Source organism: Agromyces protaetiae, from assembly GCF_004135405.1.
GTDB lineage: Bacteria > Actinomycetota > Actinomycetes > Actinomycetales > Microbacteriaceae > Agromyces > Agromyces protaetiae.
On record NZ_CP035491.1, the window covers coordinates 3,582,793 to 3,604,058 of the forward strand.

Sequence of the window (21,266 nt, forward strand, 5' to 3'; positions counted from 1 at the left end):
CTCATTGAACAACCTCCGCAACATATTCCGGCAGATCCTGTAGCTCGATGGGTTCGCTGCGAACAACCTCTGGCTTTCGCGGAGAAGGAGAGAAGGATGAGGGTAAGTGATTGCCGTAGTAACGGATCACCGCCTCTGCAACCTCCGCGGGTGTGTCGGCCCGAGTACACCCGGCCTCGATCCCAGCATCCTGAATCAGGGCTGACGGCGCGATCACATGAACTCCGTGCTCAAGCGCCTCAAGCAGCTTCACCGAGATACCGGTCGTCGGGCCCATGCGTGGAACGACGACCAAATCAATCGCGGCGTAGAACTCGTCGAGTTTGTCGAGAGCGCCGAGCGCGCGAACATCGCGTGAAGCCCACCGCTCTGAACCTCTCCCCGCCAACACGAGCGACGGGGAACTGATTCCGATGCGTGCGCGAACTGCTGGCATGACCTCTTTAGTGAGCGCTTCGATCGCCTCGGCGTTCGGGGGCCAAGTTGCTTTGCCAACAAAGCCAATGCGACGCTGGCTAGCAACCGTTCTCGATTCCGCGCCGGAACTCAATCGAAGCTGTGAAGCTTCAACGCCACCCGAGCGCAGGCGGTCAGAATCCGCCGCAGACAACGCAAGCACTCGTGCGGGCCGCCGAAGTAGGTCGAATTCCACTCGTCGCATACGGCGTGCATTCTTGACGAGACTGAACACCCGGGGGTCATGAGCGTCCGCGATGACGTAGTCGACGTTATGTGCAATGTGGAGAACCGATGCGACACCCAAGTCGCTAAGCATCAGCAACGCGGGCCATTGGCTCGTAACCACGACGGAATCACTCTTGAGGAGCGGCACGAGTTCCGCGGCACGGCTATTCCAGTTTGGCGACCAACGGAATTTCGCTGCCTGATATGGCTCGCGACGAAGGATCATCCGCAAGAGTGTACGGAAGGCAGACCAACGGCTCCGTCGCACCTCAAGAGGCACGGGGTTCACCGCGTTGTCGTCAACGACAACGAAGACGTCCACTTCAAATCGTTCCCTCAGGCGCTCAATGATCTGACGGTCGACCCAGGCCGCACCCCCAAGATCACTTCGCTGCGGACTGTAAGTAGTGACGTAGAGTATGCGCGCCATCTAGTACGCTCCCTGGCTTCCGAACACGGCCCGCGCCGTCCGCCACAGAATCACGAGATCCCCCGTGATCGACCAGTTCTCCACGTAGTACAAATCGAGTCGCACGGTGTCCTCCCACGACAGGTCCGATCGGCCGCTGACTTGCCAGAGGCCGGTGATGCCGGGCTTCACGAGGAAGCGGCGGTGCACATGTGTGTCGTACGCCGAGAGTTCGCGCACGAGCGGTGGGCGCGGGCCCACGAGCGACATGTCGCCGCGCAGCACGTTGAAGAGCTGCGGCAGCTCGTCGAGGCTGAAGCGGCGCATCAGCCGGCCGATCGGCGTCACGCGCGGGTCATCCTTCATCTTGAACATGACCGTGTTGCCGGCGTCGCGCCGCTCGGCCGCGAGCGCCGCTAGGCGCGCCTCGGCGTCGACGACCATCGACCGGAACTTGAGCATCGCGAACGGCTCTCCGTTGATGCCCACTCGCTCTTGCCTGAAGAGCACGGGTCCATCGCCCGACATGCGCACCATGACCGCGAGCCCCGCGAGCACGGGCGAGAGCACCACGATAAGCGCAGCCGACCCGACGAGGTCGAAGATGCGCTTCGCGACGAGCTTGCGGCCCTCGAAACGCGGCGTCTCGACGTGGATGAGCGGCAACCCCGCGACCGGGCGCGTGTGAATGCGCGGACCGCCGATGTCTATGAGGCTCGGTGCGACGACGAGGTGCTCGGCACCCGGGATGAGCCCCCAGCTGAGCGACTTCACCCGCTCGGGGCCGAGCTCGTCGCTCGACGTGACCACGACCGTGTCGGCGCCGAGGTCGCGCATTGTCTGCAGGGCGTGCTCGACACCGTCGTACACGGGCACGTTCGAACCCGGCAGACGATCGATCACACCCGCTCCGTGCACGCACGCACCCACGACGCGGTACCCCGCCTCGGGCACCCGCGCGAGCTGCCGCGCGACCGACGTCGCCGAATCGACCGACCCCACGAGCAGCACACGCGACGAATACCCGCCGCCGCGACGCATGACGTTGAGCCACTGCCGCCACATCCACCGAGACGCGAGCAGCACGAGCAGCCCCAGGGGAACGCGAGCAGAATGTACCCGCGCGCGATGTCGAGCTTCAGCAAGAACGCCACGATCGCGACGACGCCGAACACCCGGATCGTCGCGTCCGCGATCAAGCGGTACTCCTGCGCCCCCGCACCCAGCACCCGGAACGAACGCGTGTCGAACAACTGCAGCGCGATCATCCACAGCGCGATCACGACGACCGACACGACCGTGTAGCTGAGCTCGATGTCGCGCCGCGACCCACTGAACCCCATGACCGACTCGTCGAGTCCGAGCCACGCGAGCTGCGCGCCGAACACGACCCACACGAGCACGAGCAGGTCGGTCAGCAGCACGCGCGACGCCAACCGCGCCGACCACACGTTCGTGCGCCCGAGATCGAAGCGCATGCCTGCCGCCCTCGCCGTCACCACGTCGCTCCCCCATCCGCCGAACGCGCGACGACCTCGCCGCTCCACACCCACGTGGAAGCCCCGTCGGCGCTCGCCGCGAGCACCGTCGCGCCCTCGGGGGCATCCGATTCGAGACATCCGCCCGCCGCGCCCGGCGCGAGATCGTCGCCGAGCGCCGCGACCTGCACGCCCGCGCACCCGTCGTGCCCCTCGAGCGCGACCAGATACGCAGACCCGGTCGCGGCGATCGCCGCGACACCGTCGATCGGCGACGAACCCGCCCACGTCGCCCCCGCGTCGCCGGTCGCGTACACGACGGCGTCGGCGCACAGCACCGCGGTCTGGGCGTCGGATCGTGCGGCCAGCTGCACGGGCGCTTCGCACGGGGCGGATGTCCCGCCGCCGGGAGCCACGACCGAACCGCCGTCGAGGTACCAGAACGAGGGGAGCTCGCCGGTCTCCTGCCAGGCGACGCCCTGCACGAAGCAGCGGTACACGAGCGGCGCGCACGAATCGGCACGACGCGCGACCACCGTCACGAGCTCGCCGTCGTCGGACTCGACCGACTGGATCGCCGACGCACCCGGAACCACCGCGGGCGACCACGTCGCACCGCCGTCGGTCGTCACCTCGAGACTCGCCGGGACGGCCGGACACGACCCGGCCGGAGCCCGGAACGCGACCGACTCGCTCACCGCCGCGAGCACCGCCGTCGGCGCGGCGACCTCGAAATCGGTCAGAGGGGTCGGCACAGGCGAAGACGACTCGGTCGGCCACGTCACCGTCGGCACCTCGCCGAGGCCGTCGACGTCGCCCGCCGCGCCCTGCGCCCCGCGCGTCGACGTGAACGCCCACCACACGAGCAGCAGGTCGAACACGACGAACACCACGATGCCCGCGATGATCCACGGGTTCGTGCGGCCGGATCTGATCTTCGGAGGTCTATGCGATTTCACGTCCCACCCGTTTCGATCCGCCGAACGCGGCGACGATGGCGGCCGTCGACTCATCGATGAGCCGGCCCGCCTCCTCGTACACGTCGGAGCTCAGCCGGTAGGGATCGACGACGTCGTCGGCCTCGGGATCGGGTCGGGGTGGGGCGTAGCCGCGCGACATCGACAGGATGTCAAGCACGGCATCAGGAGACGCTGCGGGCGCCGCGTCGGAGTCGAGCTCACTCGACGGGTCGTTCGCGACGAACTCGGCCACGCGCGCGAACTCGCGCAACGTGAACGCGCGCCGTGCGGCACGGGGAAGAAGTTGGGCGACGGCGGCTCGGTGCGTCCGCGACGCCGTCAGCACGAGATCGGCCTCGGCGACGAGGTCGGCCGTGAGCTGGCGCGCACGATGCGCATCGGGCACTCCGCCGAACCGTCGCGAGAGCTCAGCCGCCTCGGACGTCATCGGCTCGCCGACGAGCGCAGCCGTACCAGCGCTCGACACCTCGACCTCGACACCGGCTGCTGCGAACCGCACTCGCAGCAACTGCTCGGCCATGGGCGAACGGCAGACGTTGCCCGTGCACACCACGAGAACCCTGAACGTCATGTCGACTCCCGCGCAACGTAGCCGTACCCGTAGCCGTACCCGTAGCGGCCGTACCCGTAGGCGTCGGGCCCCTTCGTCGGCAGCATCGTCAGCACGATGCCCGACACCGGGGCATCCACGTTCTGGAGCGCCGCGATCGCCCCGCGAAGTTGGGGGCGGTGCGCGCGACCCGCGGCGACGACGACGATCGCGCCGCCGACGTTGCGCGCGAGCACCGCGGCATCCGTCACCGGAAGCAGCGGAGGCGAGTCGAAGAGCACGACGTCGAACGCGCGCTTGAGCTCGGCGATGGTCTCGACCATCGTCGTCGAGCCGAGCAACTCGCTCGGGTTCGGCGGGACGCTCCCCGCGGGCAGCACATAGAGCTCGTTGCGACCCCACCCCTGCACGACGTCTTGCAGCTCGGCGCGACCGATGAGCAGGTCGGTGAGCCCCACGGCGCCCTCGACGCCGAGGTAGTTCGCGACCTTCGGGCGCCTGAGGTCGGCGTCGACGAGCAGCACACGGGCGCCCGCGTCGGCGAGCGCGATCGCGAGGTTCGCGGCGGTCGTCGACTTGCCCTCGGACTCGACCGAGCTCGTCACGACGAACGCACGATCGGTGCGACCCGGCTCGAGGAACTGCAGGTTCGTGCGCAGCGTGCGGAACGACTCGGCCCGCGGCGAATGCGGGTCGGCGTGCACGATGAGCGGACGCTCTTTGGCCTTCGGATCGAACACGATGCCGCCGATGATGGGCGCCTCGCTGATGAGCTCGACGTCGCGCTCGTTGCGGATGCGCGTGTCGAGCGTGGCCCGAAGGACCGCGAGACCCACGCCGAGCGCGAGGCCCACGAGCGCGCCGAGCGCGATGTTGAGCGGCACGTTCGGGCTCACGGGAGCCTGCGGAACGGCGGCGTGCTGCACGAGGGTCAGTCGCACGGGGCTCGTCGGCGTGCTCGCCGCGCCGTCGTCGCCCGCCGGACGATTCGTCGTCTCGATCGACTCGACGACGTTCGTGAGGCTCTCGGAGACCGCCGTCGCGATCTTCGCGGCCTGCGCGGGGTCTTCGTCGGTGACCGAGATCTCGATGAGGCTCGTGTCGAGCGGCGCCGTCGCGGTCACGTGAGGTGCGAGCTCCTCGCTCGTCGTGTCGAGCCCGAGGCTGTTGATGACCGGCAGCAGGACGATCGCGGTCGTCGCGAGATCGGCGTACGTCTTCACGCGCTGTTGCGTGAACGTGTTGCCCTGTTGCAACTCGGAGACGGATGCCCCGCCCGACGTCGACACGAACACCTTCGCCGACGAACTGTACTTCGGCGTCTGCACGAGCGAGTACGCGGATGCCGCGGCGACGCCCACGAGCGTCAAGAGCACGATGAGCACCCAGTTCTGACGCAGTACCCGAAGGTAGTCACGCAGTTCCACTGAGCCTCGCTTTTCTGCCGGGCATGGTCCCAGGAATGAAGAGACGGCGGCCCCCGGGGTCACGCCGTCGCTGACTTTGACAACGATGGTGCCACACGTTGAGGTCCCATGCTCCTGCATCGAGTGGCGTGCCGGGAGTGCTCGTGTTGGCACCGGAGTACCCCCGTTTTCCCCGGTGCACGCGGAATTCCGCGTCGGCCCCCGCTACGCTCGTGAGGTGCCTGCGCAAGAGCCTACCCCCGGATTGGGGTGCCCGAACCGTACAAAACGGTACTTTTCAAACAAATCATGACGTCATGTGCCGGCGCGCTCGTCATTGTGGTGCTGGCCGTCATCGGATGGAACGCCGTCATCCGCACCGTCGTGCTCGCGCCGATCGTGCAGGCCCTCGGCGCGTTCCTCGTCGTGTGGGTGCCCCTTCTCGCCGCGATCGCCCTCGCCGCGCGAGCCGCCCGCCGCGGCGGAACACCGTTCATCGCACGCCCGTTCTTCCGCCCCATCGACGTGCTGTGGGGCGCCGGGGTCGGCTTCCTCGCGCGCGGTGCCGCCGCGGGCATCGAGATCGCGATCACGGGGCGGATGTCGGGAACCGGCGCCCTCATCGAGCCCGAGCCGAGCACCGTCTGGCTCGTGTTCATCGTCGCGCCGCTCATCGTCGGCCCCGTCATCGAAGAGACGTTCTTCCGCGGAACGCTCCTGCCCGCCGTGCGCGGCGCGGCGCTTGCGAATGGCGCGCGGCCCACGACATCCGCCGCCGTTGCCGTCGCGGTCAGCGCGCTGCTGTTCGCCCTGCTGCACACCCTCGACGCGACCTCGCCGACCCTCGCGTTCGTCGCGGGCGCCTCGTCGTTCGTGTTCGGTCTCGGGGCTTCGCTGCTCACCGTCTTCACAGGACGGCTCGGGGGCGCGATCATCGCCCACGTCGTGTTCAACGGGCTGCTCGTCGCGCTCGTGCTGGGCTGACGCCCGCCGTTCAGAGCCCGTTCAGCCGCCCGCCCGACTCCTGCAGATAGCAGACGCCGCACAGCGACTCGTACTCGACCTCGACGCCGTCGATCGCGACCTGGTCGCCGTCGAACACGTACCGGCCGTCGATCTTGCGGCCGTTGAAGATCGCCTTGCGCCCGCACCGGCAGATCGTCTTCAACTCCTCGAGGCTGTGCGACACCTCGAGCAGGCGCCTGCTGCCCGGGAACGCGACCGTCTGGAAGTCGGTGCGGATGCCGTAGGCGAGCACCGGGATGCCGTCGATGACCGCGATGCGGAGCAGATCGTCGACCTGCCGCTCGGTGAGGAACTGCGCCTCGTCGACGAGCAGGCAGCTCACATCGCGCCCGGTGCGCGACACGACGACGCCGCGTTCGCGCGAGAACGTCTCGAGCACGTCCTCGTCGGGGGCGATCGTGAAGTCGACCTCGCGCGCGACGCCGAGGCGCGACACGATCTCGCGGTCGCCCTTCGTGTCGACCGACGGCTTCGCGAGCAGCACCTCGTGCCCGCGCTCCTCGTAGTTGAAGGCCGCCTGCAGGAGCGCCGTCGATTTGCCCGAGTTCATCGCCCCGTACCGGAAATACAGCTTCGCCATCAGCGCACGTCACTCGATCCCGGCTCACTCAATGCCGCGCTACTCAATGCCGCGCTACTCAATGCCATAGTCCAACTCCACCCGGACATTCTCCCCGTCCTCGTGTGCCGCGCGCGCAGGCCGACGATGCGCGCGACCGACACGAAACGCTCGATCTCGCGCCGCACCGGCTGCCAGTCGCCCGCCTCGGCGACGATCTCGACCGTGCCGCGCGGTTCGTCCGCCGCCCGCTCGAGCCCGATCGAGACGGCCTTGGCCCGCCCGTCGCCGCACAGCCACGTCACGAGCGCCGAGACCGCGGCGCGCTGGTCGTCGTTGAAGCGCGTCGCGTCGCCGTCGCGGTCGACGACGTCGACCCGGATGCCTCGCGCCGACGCCAGGCTCACCGCGAGATCGTCGAGCCACGTCGCCTCGATCCCCTCGCGCAACGCGCGCCGCAGGGCCTCGGCGAGCTCCCTCGCCCGGTCCACGTCATGGACGCCGACGCGCTCGCTCGTCATCACGCGGGCGAGGAACGGCAGCACCTCGGCGCCGAGGACCGTGATGCGCGACGGCTCCACCCCGGCGAGCGCCGACCGATCGAGCGCGTCGCGACGGAGCATCTCGCGGTTCGCGGCGCGCTGCCAGCCGAGGATCCGCTGCACGATCGTGTACGAGTACGCGGCGCCGGCCGCCGTGAGGGCGAGCACGACCGACGCGTTGACGACGATGAGGGAGACGAGCGGGGCTCCCGTCGCGGTCGTCGCAGAAGCGCCCATCACGAGGATCGAGATGACCCCCGATGCGATGAGACCGGCCGACAGGATCCACCGCCACGTATTGAACGGCGCGAGCGCGAGGATGAGCATGCCGACGACGGCCGGTCCGTAGTCGTCGTACAAGTACAGGTTGCGCCCGACCGTCGAGAGGTACTCGGCGATCGCCGCACCCACCGCGAGCGTGACGACGAGCGCGAGCCGCTCGGGCGTGTACGGCGCTCGCGCCGGGGCCGCGCCCGCGACGGCGGCGACACCCGCCGCGACGACGAGCAGGATGCCGAGGACCGCCGCGAGCGGGAACCGCACCTCGCCCCAGTGCAACCACGTCTGCACACCCGTCAGCAGCACGGCGAGCATGGCGCCGATGGCCGTGATCCGGGTCGCAGCGATGCCGCCGATCGGGTCGAGGGCCTGCTGCGTCAGGCGCAGCCGCATGCTCACTCGGTCACCACCGGGACGGTCAGGACGATGGTCGTGCCGACGCCGCGCGTCGACCACAGGCGTACCGTGCCGCCCACCTGTTCGATGCGCCACCGGATCGACGTGCGGAGCCCGATGCGATCGGAGGGGACCGCTTCGACGTCGAACCCGATGCCCTCGTCGAGCACGGCGACCGTCACCTCGCCGCCGCCCGCGCCGATCGCGAGTTCGGCGACGTTCGTGCCCGCGTGCCGGCCGATGTTGACGAGGCACTGCGCGATGGCCTGGTCGAGTGCGTCGGCGGCTTCGTCGGACACGAGCGCGAGCGCATCGAGGTCGCCCGAGACACGGACCTCGACGCCCGCGTTCGCCCCGGTCTGGAGCGCGTTCGCGAGTCGCCGCCGCGACGCGGGCTCCTCGATGACATGGTCGCTCGCCCAGTTGCGGCCGATGATGAGGGCGAAGTCCTGGCGGATGCCGGCACGGATCCGCTCGTCGACCTCGCCCGAGCCCGCCGCGGCGATCGCGACGAGGTGGACGAGGGCCGTGTCGTGCAGGCGTGCGGTCGCACGGAGTTCGGACTCGTGCCGGAGGGCGAGTTCGCGCGTCGTCCGGCTCGCATGATTGAGCCGGGTCTCGCCTCGCGCGTTGGCGCGGCGGGCGAGCCCGTCGAAGGTCCGCACGACGAGGAGGATCGCGAGGGCGAACGTCGCGACGGCGTTGAGCGCCCACGGCGTGCCCGTGATGAGGCATCCGGTCAGGGTCGCGAGTTGCCCGAGCACGTACCCGAGCACCGCCCACAGGATCGCGAGCACCGTCCCGGTGCCCGCGCCGCCGACCAGCAGCAGGGCTGCGAGCGGCAAGGACAGGACGGCGTTGTTCGCGGACGGGAAGACTCCGCTCGCCATGACCACCGCCGTCGCGTACACGACTGCGCCGGTCCCGACGACGAGATAGGCGATCGTCGCCGAAATCGACGGCCGCCAGGCGACGAGCGCGAGCAGCGCGGCCATCGCGGCCATGCACGCCGCGACGATCGCCCCGTCGGGCGCGCCGTTCTGGATCGAGTTCGCGATCCCCGTGGTCGTCGCGACGGCGAGGCACACGAACGCCGCCGCCTGGCCGGCGCGACCGAGGGCGTGGCTGAGCGCGTCGCGCGCGAGATGCTCGGGCAGCCCCAGCGCCATCGACACCTCCACAGTGTTCCCACTGCGAATTATCGCAGAGCGTTCGGTTTCGGCGCGGAACGCGCAGCTCAGAACAGCGCGTCGGGGTTCGGCGGCTCCGCGAACTCGGGCACGGGCACGCGCCCGGGCGCCGCCGCACGCACGCTGCGGCTTCGTGCATCGAACCCCATCGCGCTCGACCGGACCCCGCCCGTCGTCGGATCGACCTCTTCACGGCCGAGCCCGTGCGCCCGCAGGATCGGCCTCATGCGCTCGCCGAGCCAGGCCCGGTACTCCTTCGGCGCGTAGGCGTTGCGGCCGTAGTACATGGAGCGGTAGCGATCGACGAGCTCGGGATGCTCCCGCTCGAGCCACTGCATGAACCACGGCTTGACCGACCCGCGCAGGTGCAGGGCCGTCCACGCGATGCGCGTCGCCCCGGCCGCCTTGGCCTGCCGGACGGCTTCGTCGAGATGGGCACGCGTGTCGGTGAGGTACGGCAGCACGGGCATGAGGAAGACGCTGCAGTCGAACCCCGCTTCGCGCACGGCGGTCACCGTCGCGAGCCTCGCCTTCGTGCTCGGGGTGCCCGGTTCGACGGACTGCTGCAGTTCGGGGTCGTAGATCGCGATCGACATCGCGAGGTCGACGGGCACGCGACGGTTCGCCTCGGCGAGGAGCGGCAGGTCGCGTCGCAGGAGCGTGCCCTTCGTGAGGATGCTGAACGGCGTGCCGCTCGCGGCGAGCGACTCGATGATGCCGGGCATGAGCGCGTAGCGCCCCTCGGCGCGTTGGTAGGGGTCGGTGTTGGTGCCGAGGGCGACGGGCTCATGCCGCCACGACGGCTTCGCGAGCTCTTTGCCGAGCACGTCTGCGACGTTGACCTTGACGATGATCTGCCGATCGAAGTCGTCGCCCGCGTCGAGGTCGAGGTACTCGTGCGTGGGTCTCGCGAAGCAATTGTGGCTCACCACGCCGGCTGCCACGAAGTCACCCGTCGTCGTCGTGATGTCGATCAGCTCCTGTGCGCCGTCGATCGCTTCGATAGCGACGATCCGAAGATCGGCGGTCGTCTTCACGGTCGTGCCGATGAGAGCGAGCTTGCGGGTGATCGCCGGTTGGGTGATCGAGAAGAACGCGTTCCTCATACCGAGCCCGCCGCGGATCCTGACGTTGGCGACACCGTTGTCACGCGCCGGTTCGCGTACGAAATCGATGTCGAAGGCCTCGAGGGAACGTTCGATCTCGCTGAGGATCTGCTCGTCGGAATTGGAGATCCTCAGTACCCCGCGCGAGCAGGACCCCTCTGCATCGAAGACGCCCGCGAGGTATCCGGCTCTCCAACCCGACGGCGGAGCGGTCGGCCACTCGATGATCGACGCGATCCGGTCGAAGTGCGCCTTGCGGCTTGTGCGAATGGCCGTCATCTCGCGCCGCGTCGTGGTCGCAGGCGCGAATCTGAAGGTCGACACATCGACACCGAAGTACTCGAGGTACGTGCGAGTCCGATTCAGGCCTTCGACGTCGGCGAGCGCAAGCCGGAAGTGGTTGACCCGGTACTGCTCGCCAGAACGCCTCGTGTATTCCCTGGTCAGCAGCATCCCGTCGCCGCGGATCATGCCCGCGAGATAGCCCCGCATGTACTGTTCGTCGAGCACCTGATGCGCCCGGGCTGCTCTCGACCCGAAACCGACGAGAGAGTTCGACGTCGTGAGGTACGGCCGCTGCCCGACACCCGACGTCGAACGAGTGACGTACTTCCACCCGCGATCGGTGAGGAAGCGGTGGTCGCCGCTCGCCACGATCGTCGTGCCGTCGGCGAGGGCGATGCGGTGAGCGGGCTTCGTCGTCGACCACTTCGCGAGCACTTTCGAAGCCGCGTATCGCCGGTACCTGCCATGCGGCTCTGTGCCGAGCACCTCATCGCCGACTTCGACCGCCCAGAGCGGTTTCTGCCGCCCGTCGCTCATCGTGATCATCGTGTCGGGATCCAGACAGTATGCGCACGCGTGCGTGCAGCCCCGGTAGGGGTTGATCGTCCACGTGAACGGCATCGACGAGGCCCCCGGCACCCGGTTGAGGGCGGACTTCGCAAGCACCTCGTGGAACGTCACGCCCGTGAAGTCGGGCGTCTGCACCGAGCGCACCAGATTGTTGAGCCGCGCGAGGCCGGGCAGGGTATCGCCCTGCTCGACCCCGAGTTCCTGCCCGCTCCAACGCACCCACACATTCGAACATATGTTCGATGCCGTCTGCAAGCCCGGGCAAGCGCGGCGCGCGGCCGCGAGGCGTCTCGCTCCCGCCCAGACCCGCACCCCGCCCACACCCGCACCCCGCCCAGACCCGCACCCCGCCCAGACGCGCACCCCACCACCACGTAGGTGAGTGGGAACCCGCGTCGGTGCGACTGTTTCCGTTCGCGGCGCAGCGGCACTTCGGCACCGGCGGGCGATGATCCTTCGACTGCACGGGGATTCGGGTGCGGATGCTTCGCGGCGGCGGCACTTCGGCACCGACTGCACGAGCAGAACAGCCCTTCCAGATGCTCGTTCGAGAAGTTCGTTCGGGAGACTCGTCCCAGAGACTCAACGCTCGCTGCGCCGATTCGTCTCGTCGGGAGGCCTCTTAGCCTGCGAGCGCCGGAACTTCCTCGGCGACGCGCCCCGCCTCGAGCCGCAGTTCACCACCCGCCCAGCGCGCCCTGAGCCACCGGTCGTGGCTCGCGATGACGACCGCGCCGGGATAGGTGCCGAGCGCGTCCTCGAGGTCGGTCGCGAGCCCGAGCGAGAGGTGGTTCGTGGGCTCGTCGAGGAGGAACACGTGCGGCGGACGGGCGATCACGAGCGCGAGCGCGAGTCGACGCTGCTGCCCGACCGAAAGGACGCCGACGGGCCGGTCGGCGTCGCGCGGCGCCACGAGCCCGAGCGATGCCAACGGCACCTGCTCGGCGCGCCGCTCGCCGAGCGCCCGTTCGTAGAGGGCGCGCGGCGAGACATCCGGATGCTCGAATCGCACATCCTGCTCGAGGAGGCCGACCCTGAGTCCCTTCCGCCGTTGCACGCTGCCGCGCGTCGGCGCGACGCGCCCCGCGAGCACGCCGAGGAGGGTCGACTTGCCGGCGCCGTTGGCGCCCGTCACGAGCAGTCGCGCCGTCGGCGCCAGCTGCAGCGACCCGATCGCGAGGCGGTCGTCGACCGAGACATCCGTCAGTTGCGCGAGCAGTCCGGATGACTCGTCCAACGCGTGCGATCCCGGCGGGATGCCCGCGAACGCGAGGGGCGCCGGGGGCTTCCGCACCTGCTCGCGCTCGAGGGTCTCGAGCCGCCCCTCGGCGTTGCGGACCCGCCGCGAGATCGCCTGATCGGTGCGGGAGTGCTTGAACTTCGTCACGTACTTGTCGTTGTCGGTCGGGCCGCGCCGATGCGACACGTCGCGAGCGGTCTCGGCGACGGCGAGCCGCAGCCGCCGCAACTCGCCCTGCTCGTCGTCGTACTGCCGCTCCCATCTCGCCCGCTCGTCGGCCTTCGCCGCGAGGTACTCCGTGAACGTGCCGCCGAACACGGTGGCACCGGCCACCGCGTCGCGCGTCGCGACGACCCGCGCGGGGTCGAGGTCGAGCAGGCCCGTCGCGGCCCGGTCCAGGAACGCGCGGTCGTGGCTCGCGAACACCACGGGCCCCCGCCACGCGCGCAGACGCGCCTCGAGGAACGCCGCGGCACCGTCGTCGAGGTGGTTCGTCGGCTCGTCGAGGAGGAGCGCGTCGGGAGCCCTGAGGAGCAGCGCCGCAAGCGCGAACCGGCTCCGCTGGCCGCCCGACACCTCGCCGATCAGGCGGCCGAGACCGATCGACGCGAGTCCGAGCCCGTCGAGGACCTCGTCGCGGCGCGCATCGACCGACCAGACGTCGGCTCGCTCGGCCGCGTCGAGCGCCCGCGCATACCGTTCCGCCGCGGCCGCCGCGTCGGTCGAGGCGGCGAGCCCCTCCGCCGCGGCGTCGAGCTCGCGCTCGATCGCCCGCACCTCGGCGAGCGCGTCCTCGACGATGTCGCCGACGCGATCGGTCGGCGCGAACGGCACCTCCTGGAGCAGGAGGCCGACGCGCGACGGGCGCGTGAGACGACCGGATGCCTCGGGCTGCGCGCCGCCCGCGAGCAGGCGCAGGAGCGTCGACTTGCCGACGCCGTTCTCGCCGATGAGTCCGAGGCGCTCGCCGGGCGAGACGGCGAACGAGAGGTCGGCGAACACACGTCGTTCGCCGTAGGCGACCGACAGTCCGTCGGCACGGAGATGGTCTGAGAGATGGAATTGCACCGGCATGGGCGACCGCCCTTTCGCGATTCCCCGTCGAGCAGGGTCGGATGATTCCCGCCGGGCATCTGCCGTACGCGAAGGTGCGAGCACGCGAGATCGAACGCGAACTGCGCGACCTCGGAACGGGCACACCACGGGTCAACGGCGCCTCAGGCGCGGGACGTGGGTGTGCTCACTTCTTCATAGCGGGCACGAGGCTAGCACGGGACATCCGCGTGATCCAACCTTGCGGCATCGTCCAGCCCGGGTTTGTCGGACATTCGCAGGTTTGTCGGACGATTCGGCGCGAATTCGTCCGACAATCGGCCGGATGTCCGACAAACACCTCGACCGAACGCGCACGCGCGAGCGCGAACGCGCACGCGCACGCGCACGCGCGAGCATGAGCGCATGCAGACGCGGTGGGCGCGCGGACCGCCTACGCCTGGAGCTGCAGCGCCTTCGCCGTGCGCGCGAGCGATGCGGCGGCGACCTCGGGGTCGCCGTTGAGCGTCGTCCCGTACGACGGGATCATCTCGCGGATCTTCGGCGCCCAGCCGTCGATGCGGTCGGGGAAGCAGCGCTTGAGCACGTCGAGCATGATGGGCGCGGCCGTCGATGCACCCGGCGACGCGCCGAGGAGACCCGCGATCGAGCCGTCGGCGCCCGTGATGACCTCGGTGCCGAACTGCAGCACGCCGCCCTTGCCGTCTTCGTGCTTCATGACCTGCACGCGCTGACCGGCGGTGATGAGCTCCCAGTCTTCGGACTTCGCGGTCGGCATGAACTCGCGCAGCGCCCGCATCTTCTTCTCGCGGCCCGCGAGGAGTTCACCCACGAGGTACTTCACGAGGTCGAAGTTCTTGAACGCGACGCCGAGCATCGTGCCGATGTTGTGCAGACGGATCGAGAACGGCAGGTCGAACCACGTGCTCGACTTCAGGAACTTGGGCGTGAAGCCCGCGTACGGGCCGAAGAGCAGCGCTGTCTCGCCGTCGACGACGCGCGTGTCGAGGTGCGGCACCGACATCGGCGGCGCGCCGACGGCGGCCTTTCCGTAGACCTTGGCCTGGTGCTGGGCGACGATCTTGGGGTTCGTCGTGCGGAGGAACTGGCCCGAGATCGGGAACCCGCCGAAGCCCTTGATCTCGGGGATGCCCGAGTGCTGCAGCAGCGCGAGGGCGCCGCCGCCCGCGCCGACGAACACGAAGCGCGCGCGCACCGAGTCGGGGGTGTTGCCCACGAGTCGGCGGAGCTTCAGGTTCCAGACACCGTCTTTGCGGCGCTTCAGCCACGTGACCTGCGTGTCGGTGTTCACCTGCGCGCCGCGCTTCTCGAGGTCGGCGAACAGGGAGCGCGTGAGGGCGCCGAAGTCGACGTCGGTGCCCGACTCGATGCGGGTCGCCGCGACCTTCTGCTTGGGGTTGCGCCTCTTCGCGAGGAGCGGAGTCCACTGCGCGATGCGCTCGAGGTCTTCGGTGTACTCCATGCCGGGGAAGAGCGGCTGGTCTTTCAGCGCCGCGACGCGCTTACGCAGGTACTCGATGTTCTTCTGACCGCGCACGAACGTCATGTGCGGGGCCGTGTTGATGAAGTTCGTCGGCTCGGGCAGATCGCCCTGCTCCACGAGGTACGCCCAGTACTGGCGGCTGATCTGGAACTGCTCGTTGATCGAGATCGCCTTCGAGGCATCGACCGTGCCGTCTTTGGCCTCGGGCATGTAGTTGAGCTCGCACAGGGCCGCGTGGCCGGTGCCCGCGTTGTTCCACGCGTTGGAGGATTCCTGCGCCACTTCGCCGAGTCGCTCGTAGACCCGGATGCTCCAGTCGGGCTGGAGCCGGGAGATCAGGGAGCCGAGCGTGGCGCTCATGATGCCCCCGCCGATGAGCACGACGTCGACGGTTTCCTCAGAATGCACGCTTTCCAGTCTAAGACGACGGAAGGGGTGCCCTTGACCGCGGGCGGGTTCTGCGCTAGCTGCGCGCCGCCTCCCTCGGCCCTGACCCGGAGGAGGCGACGCGCTCAAGGGATCGCGACGAGGGCGGACGTCTCGCTGCGAGACCCCGGCCACCCCGACCGGGCGCGCGCCAGCTCGGGCGCCCCCGCGCCCGCGTGCTGGAGCGCGAGCAGCGCCGCACCCACGATCGGCGGACCCTCGAAGATCTCGATCCGCGCGTGGGGCGCCGACGGGCTCAGTCCCGCCGCGATCCCGTCCAAGAGGCGCGCGTCGCGCGCACTCACGATTCCCCCGCCGAGCACGACCGGAACGGGCCGATCGAGCAGGTCGAGCCGAGTGAGGCACGCGCGCGCGAACGCCGCGATCTCGTCGGCCTGACGATCCACGAGCGCCGCCGCGACCGCGTCGCCGTCGCGCGCGCACTCGAACACGAGCGGCGCGAGCACGGCGAGCTCGCTGCCCGCGCGCCGCCCGAAGTGCAGGTCTTCGATGATCTCGATGAGCGAGGCGGCGCCGAGCCGCTCGACGATCGCCGCCGTCAGCGCCGTCTGCACGCCGCGCCCGTCGATGTCGCGGGCGGCGTGCCACAGCGCCTGCTCGCCGAGCCCGCTGCCGCCGCCCCAGTCGCCCGAGATGCCGCCGAGCGACGGGAATCGCACATCGGATCCGTCGGCCCGCACGCCCACGGCGTTCATGCCCGTGCCGCACACGACGACCACCGCGTCGGGCTCGTCGGTTCCGGCGCGCAGCAGCGCGTACAGGTCGTTCGCGAGCACCGTCGACTCGTTGGCCCACGACAGACCACGGATCGCCGCCCGGTAGTCGTCGATCTCGATCGGCAGGTCGAGACCCGAGAGATAGAGGTCGGTCTGCACGACGGGTCGGCCGCCGGCGACGGCGCGGACGAGCGCGTCGACGGTGCGAACGGATGCCTCGAGCCCCTCGAAGTGCGGACTCGAACCCTCTCCTCGCTCGCGCCCGACGATCTCGCCGTCGAGGCTCAGTGCCACCACGTCGGTCTTCGACCCGCCGCCGTCGACGCCGACGACGACCGCGTCGGCCGGCCACGAGGCATCCGGTCTCGTTCGCAACTGCGCCCCGCTCATGCCGCCCACTCCAGGAAGCGCGCGTTCTCGGCGAGCAGGAGGTCGGTGAGTCGCTCGGCCCGGTCGTGGTCGCGCACGAGAGGATGCGCGCGCATCGCCCGCAGCACGCGCCCGCGACCGCCGTGCACGGCCGCGTCGAGTGCGAGCCGCTCGTAGCCCGCCACCGACGAGATGAGCCCCGTGAAGTCGTCGGGGAGCGCCGCGACGGACTCGGCGACGAACCGGCCCTCGCGGTAGCGCGCGGGGACCTCGATGACGTGGTCGTCGGGGAGGAACGGCAGCACGCCGTCGTTGCGGAGGTTCACGACACGCGGAACCGCACGCTCGGCCTCGCCGCCGTGGATCGCCGCGAGGAGTTCGATCGCCGCCTCGGAGTAGAACGCGCCGCCGCGCCCCTCGAGCGCCGCGGGCTTCTCGACCTGCGACTCGTCGGCGTACAGGGCGAGAAGTTCCCGTTCGATCGCCCGCACCGCCTCGGCGCGCGTCGGCTCGGTGCGCTGCTCGCGCAGCACCTCGTCGTGCGCGTAGAAGTAGCGCAGGTAGTACGACGGCAGGGCGCCGAGCCCCGAGACGAGCTCGGGCGCGAGGTGGACATCGCCCGCGAGCTCCCCGAGGCGGCCCTCGATGAGCCCCGGGAGTTCGTCGCGCCCCGCGACCGTCACGCTCCGCTCCCACGTCAGGTGGTTGAGGCCGACGTGCCCGAGCTGCACCTGGTCGGGCGCGACATCCAGGATCCGCGCGAACCGGCGCTGGAAGCCGATCGCGACGTTGCACAGCCCGACCGCGCGGTGCCCCTCTTGCAGCAGTGCGCGCGTCACGATGCCGACCGGATTCGTGAAGTCGACGATCCACGCGTCGGGCTTCGCGTGCCGACGCACGGCCTCTGCGATCCGCAACACGACCGGCACGGTCCGGAGCGCCTTCGCGAACCCGCCGGGGCCGGTCGTCTCCTGGCCGATGCAGTCGGCTTCGTGCGGCCAGGTCTCGTCGGCGTGCCGGGCGTCTTGGCCGCCGACCCGCAACTGCACGAGCACGGCGTCGGCGTCGGTCACGCCCGCGACGAGCTCGGTCGTCGTCGTGAGCCGCGCGGGGTGCCCGGCATGGGCCAGCATCCGCTGCGAGATCCCGCCGACCAACGCCAAGCGCTCCTCATCGGGGTCGACGAGCACGACCTCCTCGAGCGGCAGGACGTCGCGCAGCCGCGCGAAGCCGTCGATGAGCTCGGGAGTGTAGGTCGAGCCGCCGCCGACGATGGCGAGTTTCATGGTGCTGTTCCTTACGTTCGGTGCCGTGCGGTGGAGCAGGTCGTGCAGGGAAGGTCGTGCAGGGAGTGCAGGTCGTGCGGGGAGTGCAGGTCGTGCGGGCACGCTTCGACATCGGATGCCTCGTCGGCACTCGTGCGATCGCGCAGGATGGAGCGTGGCGCGCGGGTCAGGCGGCCGTCGTGATGTCGGCCTCGAGGAGATCTCGGATGCGATCGACGAGCAGTCGGCGCGCCCCGAGCAGCACGGGTTGATCGCCCGTGCCCGACACGCGGACCGCGAGCGTCGGATGCGCCGACCGGTCGATGCGCTCCGCGACGCGGGCCGCGAGTGCTTCGCCGCCCGCGAGCGACGTCGGCCCGGCCAGCACGACGAGGGCCGGGTCGACGACCGCGACCACCGGCCCGATCGTGATCGCCACCCGTTCGGCGATCGCGTCGAGGGCCGCCTCGTCGCCCGCGAGCCTCGGCAGCACGTCGGCGAGGCCTTCGCCGTCGCGCGCCCCGAGCAGGTCGGCGACCACGGGGCCGCCGAGCAGATCGGTGAAGTCGCGCGCCTCGGGCACGAGCCGGATGGCGCTCCGGGATGCCTCGAGGTAGCCGATCTCGCCCGCGCCGCCCGAGGCGCCGCGGTGCACGACGCCGTCGAAGTCGAGGGCGACGCCGAGACCGTCGCCGATCCAGAATTCGGCGAAGCTCGAGACATCCGCCGCGATGCCGACCGCCCGCTCGGCGATCGCCGCGAGGTTGACGTCGTTCTCGAGGACGACCTGCAGTCCGAGCGCCTCCTCGATGCGCCCGCGGGCGCCCGTCGCAGGCCACCCCGGCAGCGTGTCGGTGAGCGAGAGCGCGTCGCGTTCGGCGAAGACCGCCGCCTGCACGCCCACGACGACGTGGCTGACGTTCGCCGGGTCGACGCCCGCAGCCTCGCTCGCGGCGCGGACCGCGCGACGGACGTCGTCTTCGGGCGTGCGGCCCGACGGCTCGTGCGGCACCGCGACGATCGGGTGCTCGGCGTCGGCCGCATCGACGACGACCGCATGACTGCCGTCGGCCAGGATGCTGACGGCGACGCCCACGATTCGATCTGTGCGAACGCCGTAGCTCACGGCGTTCGGGCCACGGCCGCCCGACACCTCGCCCACCGCGTGGATGAGGTCGACGCGTTCGAGACGCGAGATCATCTGCGCCGCGGTCGGCTTGGACATGCCCGACAGTTCGCCGAGCTGCGTGCGCGTGAGCGGACCGTGCTCGAGCAGGAGCCGGAAGGCCGTGCGGTCGTTGTGGGTACGCAGCCACGTGGGGGTACCGGGGTCGATCTGGCTCACTGCTCTCCTCTCCCGCTCGGGTCTTCCGTCACTCTATCTGAAAAGAATGTTTCCTGAACTGAGGCGCGCGTCCCCGATTCGAGGTTCGGGCAGCCGCGGCCCGCCGCTCACGCCTCGCTGCGCACCTCGTCGCGGAGCTGCCCGAGCCGGTCGGGGTCGGCCGCGGCATCGAGCAGACGCTTCGTGTAGGCGTGCTGCGGGTTCAGGATGACCTCGTCGGACGCTCCCCGCTCGACGACCTCGCCGCGGTAGAGCACGAGGATCTCGTCGGAGAAGTGGCGCGCCGTCGCGAGGTCGTGCGTGATGTACAGCACGCCGAGCTGCTCCTCCCGCTGGAGTTCGGCCAGTAGGTTGAGCACCCCCAGACGGATCGACACGTCGAGCATCGACACGGGCTCGTCGGCGATGATGAACCGCGCGCCCGGCGCGAGCGCCCGCGCGATCGCGACGCGCTGGCGCTGACCGCCCGACAGCTCGTGCGGACGCCGCTCGGCGAACCGTTCGGCCGGCGAGAGCCGCACGCGCTCGAGGAGCTGCAGCACACGGGCCCGCACCTCGTCGTTCGAGAGCTCGGGGTGGTGGATGCGGATCGGCCGCTCGATGTGGTGCCCGATCGTGTGGAACGGGTTGAGCGATGCGAACGGGTCTTGGAAGACCATCTGCACGTCACCGCGGTAGGCCGCGAGCGACTTCCCGCGCCGCCCCGTCGGCTTGCCGTCGAGCAGGATCTCGCCGCGTGTGGGGGTCTCGAGCTTCAGGAGCATCTTCGCAATCGTCGACTTGCCGCTGCCGCTCTCGCCCACGAGGGCGATCGTCTTGCCCGGCTCGAGCGTGAACGAGACGCCCTTGACCGCGTGCAGGGTCGAGAATCTGAGGCCGGCGCGCAGTCGGTAGTCTTTCTCGACCTCGCGCACCTCGAGGGTGCCCGTGCGGCTCGCGGATGCGTCGTGCTCGCTCATGATGCGATCTCCTCGGGTGCCTGCGCCTGGACGCCCGTGCGCACGAAGTCGCCGCGTTCGCCGCGAAGGCTCGGGAAGCTCGAGAGGAGCTTCTTCGTGTACTCGTGCTTCGGGGTGCGGTAGACCTCTTCGGCCGTTCCCTCCTCGACGATCTCGCCCTGGAGCATGACCGCGATGCGGTCGCTGATCTCGATGAGGAGCGGAAGGTCGTGGGTGATGAACACGACCGCGAAGCCGAGGCGTTCGCGCAGGCGCATGATCTCTTTGATGATGCCGCGCTGCACGACGACGTCGAGCGCCGTGGTCGGCTCGTCCATGATCATGACCTGCGGGTCGAGCGCGAGCGCCATCGCGATCATGACGCGCTGGCGCATGCCCCCCGACAGTTCGTGCGGGAAGCTCGTGAGGCGTTTCGGGTCGACGCCCACGAGTTCGAGGAGCTCTTGCGCGCGAGCGAGCTTCGCCTTCTTGCCCATGCCCGGGCGATGGGTCGTGAGCACGTCGAAGAGCTGCGCCTTGATGCTGATGACGGGGTTGAGCGAGTTCATCGCGCCCTGGAAGACCATCGAGATCTTGTCCCAGCGGAATGCCCTGAGGCCTTCGGCGGAGAGGCCGACGACATCGATGTCGTGGCCGTCGCGGTCGTGGAACACGACCTCGCCGCTCGTCATGAGCGCGGGCGCCTTGAGCAGCCGGTTGAGGCCGTAGGCGAGGGTCGTCTTGCCGCAGCCCGACTCGCCCGCAAGGCCCAGGATCTCGCCGCGGTGGAGGGTGATCGACACGTCGCGCACGGCCTTCACGGGCGGCTCGACCTCGTACTCGATCGACACGTTCGTGGCCGTGAGGACGGGCTCGGGCAGGTGGCTCCGTGCTGCCGGGTTCGGGCTCATGCTGCGCTCCCTTCGGCG

General features: G+C 69.9%; 17 protein-coding genes. 1 reads left to right on the top strand and 16 read right to left on the bottom strand.

Annotated elements, in window-relative coordinates; translation table 11 throughout:
- Window position 1: 1 nt before the first annotated feature.
- The 5 genes from ET445_RS16615 to ET445_RS16635 are packed head-to-tail and all read right to left on the bottom strand — an operon-like array spanning window position 2 to window position 5,528.
- Window positions 2-1,114 (bottom strand): glycosyltransferase, encoded by a 1,113-nt coding sequence (locus ET445_RS16615; RefSeq protein WP_129192262.1) that lies wholly within the window; start codon window positions 1,112-1,114, stop codon window positions 2-4.
- Window positions 1,115-2,698, bottom strand: coding sequence for a sugar transferase (locus ET445_RS16620; protein ID WP_341769718.1), 1,584 nt, complete (start codon window positions 2,696-2,698; stop codon window positions 1,115-1,117).
- Window positions 2,589-3,530, bottom strand: a complete 942-nt coding sequence (locus ET445_RS16625; RefSeq protein WP_129192263.1) for a hypothetical protein — start codon at window positions 3,528-3,530, stop codon at window positions 2,589-2,591. Before ET445_RS16625 ends, ET445_RS16620 begins: the two co-directional genes overlap by 110 nt.
- A complete protein-coding gene (locus tag ET445_RS16630; RefSeq protein WP_129192264.1) occupies window positions 3,517-4,122 on the bottom strand; it encodes an arsenate reductase/protein-tyrosine-phosphatase family protein in 606 nt (201 codons plus the stop codon). The genes ET445_RS16625 and ET445_RS16630 overlap by 14 nt, the downstream gene beginning before the upstream one ends.
- Entirely contained in the window at window positions 4,119-5,528 is a 1,410-nt protein-coding gene (locus tag ET445_RS16635) for a tyrosine-protein kinase domain-containing protein (protein ID WP_129192265.1), read from the bottom strand. The genes ET445_RS16630 and ET445_RS16635 overlap by 4 nt, the downstream gene beginning before the upstream one ends.
- A gap of 288 nt (window positions 5,529-5,816) precedes the next feature.
- Here ET445_RS16635 and ET445_RS16640 point away from each other — a divergent pair, with 288 nt between their 5' ends.
- The gene (locus tag ET445_RS16640) at window positions 5,817-6,491 is read left to right on the top strand and encodes a CPBP family intramembrane glutamic endopeptidase (protein ID WP_129192266.1); all 675 of its coding nucleotides are present in this window, start codon (window positions 5,817-5,819) and stop codon (window positions 6,489-6,491) included.
- Between the two features lie 10 nt (window positions 6,492-6,501).
- Here ET445_RS16640 and ET445_RS16645 read toward each other — a convergent pair whose 3' ends face one another.
- The 11 genes from ET445_RS16645 to ET445_RS16700 all read right to left on the bottom strand — a co-directional run bounded on the left by ET445_RS16645 (window position 6,502) and on the right by ET445_RS16700 (window position 21,248).
- Entirely contained in the window at window positions 6,502-7,113 is a 612-nt protein-coding gene (locus tag ET445_RS16645) for a thymidine kinase (protein ID WP_129192267.1), read from the bottom strand.
- Window positions 7,113-8,306 (bottom strand): hypothetical protein, encoded by a 1,194-nt coding sequence (locus ET445_RS16650; RefSeq protein ID WP_129192268.1) that lies wholly within the window; start codon window positions 8,304-8,306, stop codon window positions 7,113-7,115. Before ET445_RS16650 ends, ET445_RS16645 begins: the two co-directional genes overlap by 1 nt.
- A 2-nt stretch (window positions 8,307-8,308) precedes the next feature.
- Window positions 8,309-9,478: a sensor histidine kinase gene (locus tag ET445_RS16655; RefSeq protein WP_341769757.1), complete on the bottom strand. Its 1,170-nt coding sequence runs from the start codon at window positions 9,476-9,478 to the stop codon at window positions 8,309-8,311.
- Window positions 9,479-9,546: 68 nt separating this feature from the next.
- Window positions 9,547-11,679 (bottom strand): intein-containing Rv2578c family radical SAM protein, encoded by a 2,133-nt coding sequence (locus tag ET445_RS17660; RefSeq protein WP_208008473.1) that lies wholly within the window; start codon window positions 11,677-11,679, stop codon window positions 9,547-9,549.
- A 403-nt stretch (window positions 11,680-12,082) separates the two neighbouring features.
- Window positions 12,083-13,774 (bottom strand): ABC-F family ATP-binding cassette domain-containing protein, encoded by a 1,692-nt coding sequence (locus tag ET445_RS16670; RefSeq protein WP_129192270.1) that lies wholly within the window; start codon window positions 13,772-13,774, stop codon window positions 12,083-12,085.
- Window positions 13,775-14,186: 412 nt separating this feature from the next.
- Window positions 14,187-15,617: a malate:quinone oxidoreductase gene (locus tag ET445_RS16675; RefSeq protein ID WP_243695433.1), complete on the bottom strand. Its 1,431-nt coding sequence runs from the start codon at window positions 15,615-15,617 to the stop codon at window positions 14,187-14,189.
- Window positions 15,618-15,769: 152 nt separating this feature from the next.
- Window positions 15,770-16,810 (bottom strand): N-acetylglucosamine kinase, encoded by a 1,041-nt coding sequence (locus tag ET445_RS16680; RefSeq protein ID WP_129192272.1) that lies wholly within the window; start codon window positions 16,808-16,810, stop codon window positions 15,770-15,772.
- A complete protein-coding gene (locus tag ET445_RS16685; RefSeq protein WP_129192273.1) occupies window positions 16,807-18,075 on the bottom strand; it encodes a family 4 glycosyl hydrolase in 1,269 nt (422 codons plus the stop codon). The genes ET445_RS16680 and ET445_RS16685 overlap by 4 nt, the downstream gene beginning before the upstream one ends.
- Before the next feature lie 166 nt (window positions 18,076-18,241).
- Window positions 18,242-19,399: an ROK family transcriptional regulator gene (locus ET445_RS16690; RefSeq protein ID WP_129192274.1), complete on the bottom strand. Its 1,158-nt coding sequence runs from the start codon at window positions 19,397-19,399 to the stop codon at window positions 18,242-18,244.
- Window positions 19,400-19,506: 107 nt separating this feature from the next.
- On the bottom strand, window positions 19,507-20,358 hold the full coding sequence (locus ET445_RS16695; protein WP_129192627.1) for an ABC transporter ATP-binding protein: 852 nt from the start codon (window positions 20,356-20,358) through the stop codon (window positions 19,507-19,509).
- Window positions 20,355-21,248, bottom strand: a complete 894-nt coding sequence (locus ET445_RS16700) for an ABC transporter ATP-binding protein (protein WP_129192275.1) — start codon at window positions 21,246-21,248, stop codon at window positions 20,355-20,357. Before ET445_RS16700 ends, ET445_RS16695 begins: the two co-directional genes overlap by 4 nt.
- Window positions 21,249-21,266: the final 18 nt, after the last annotated feature.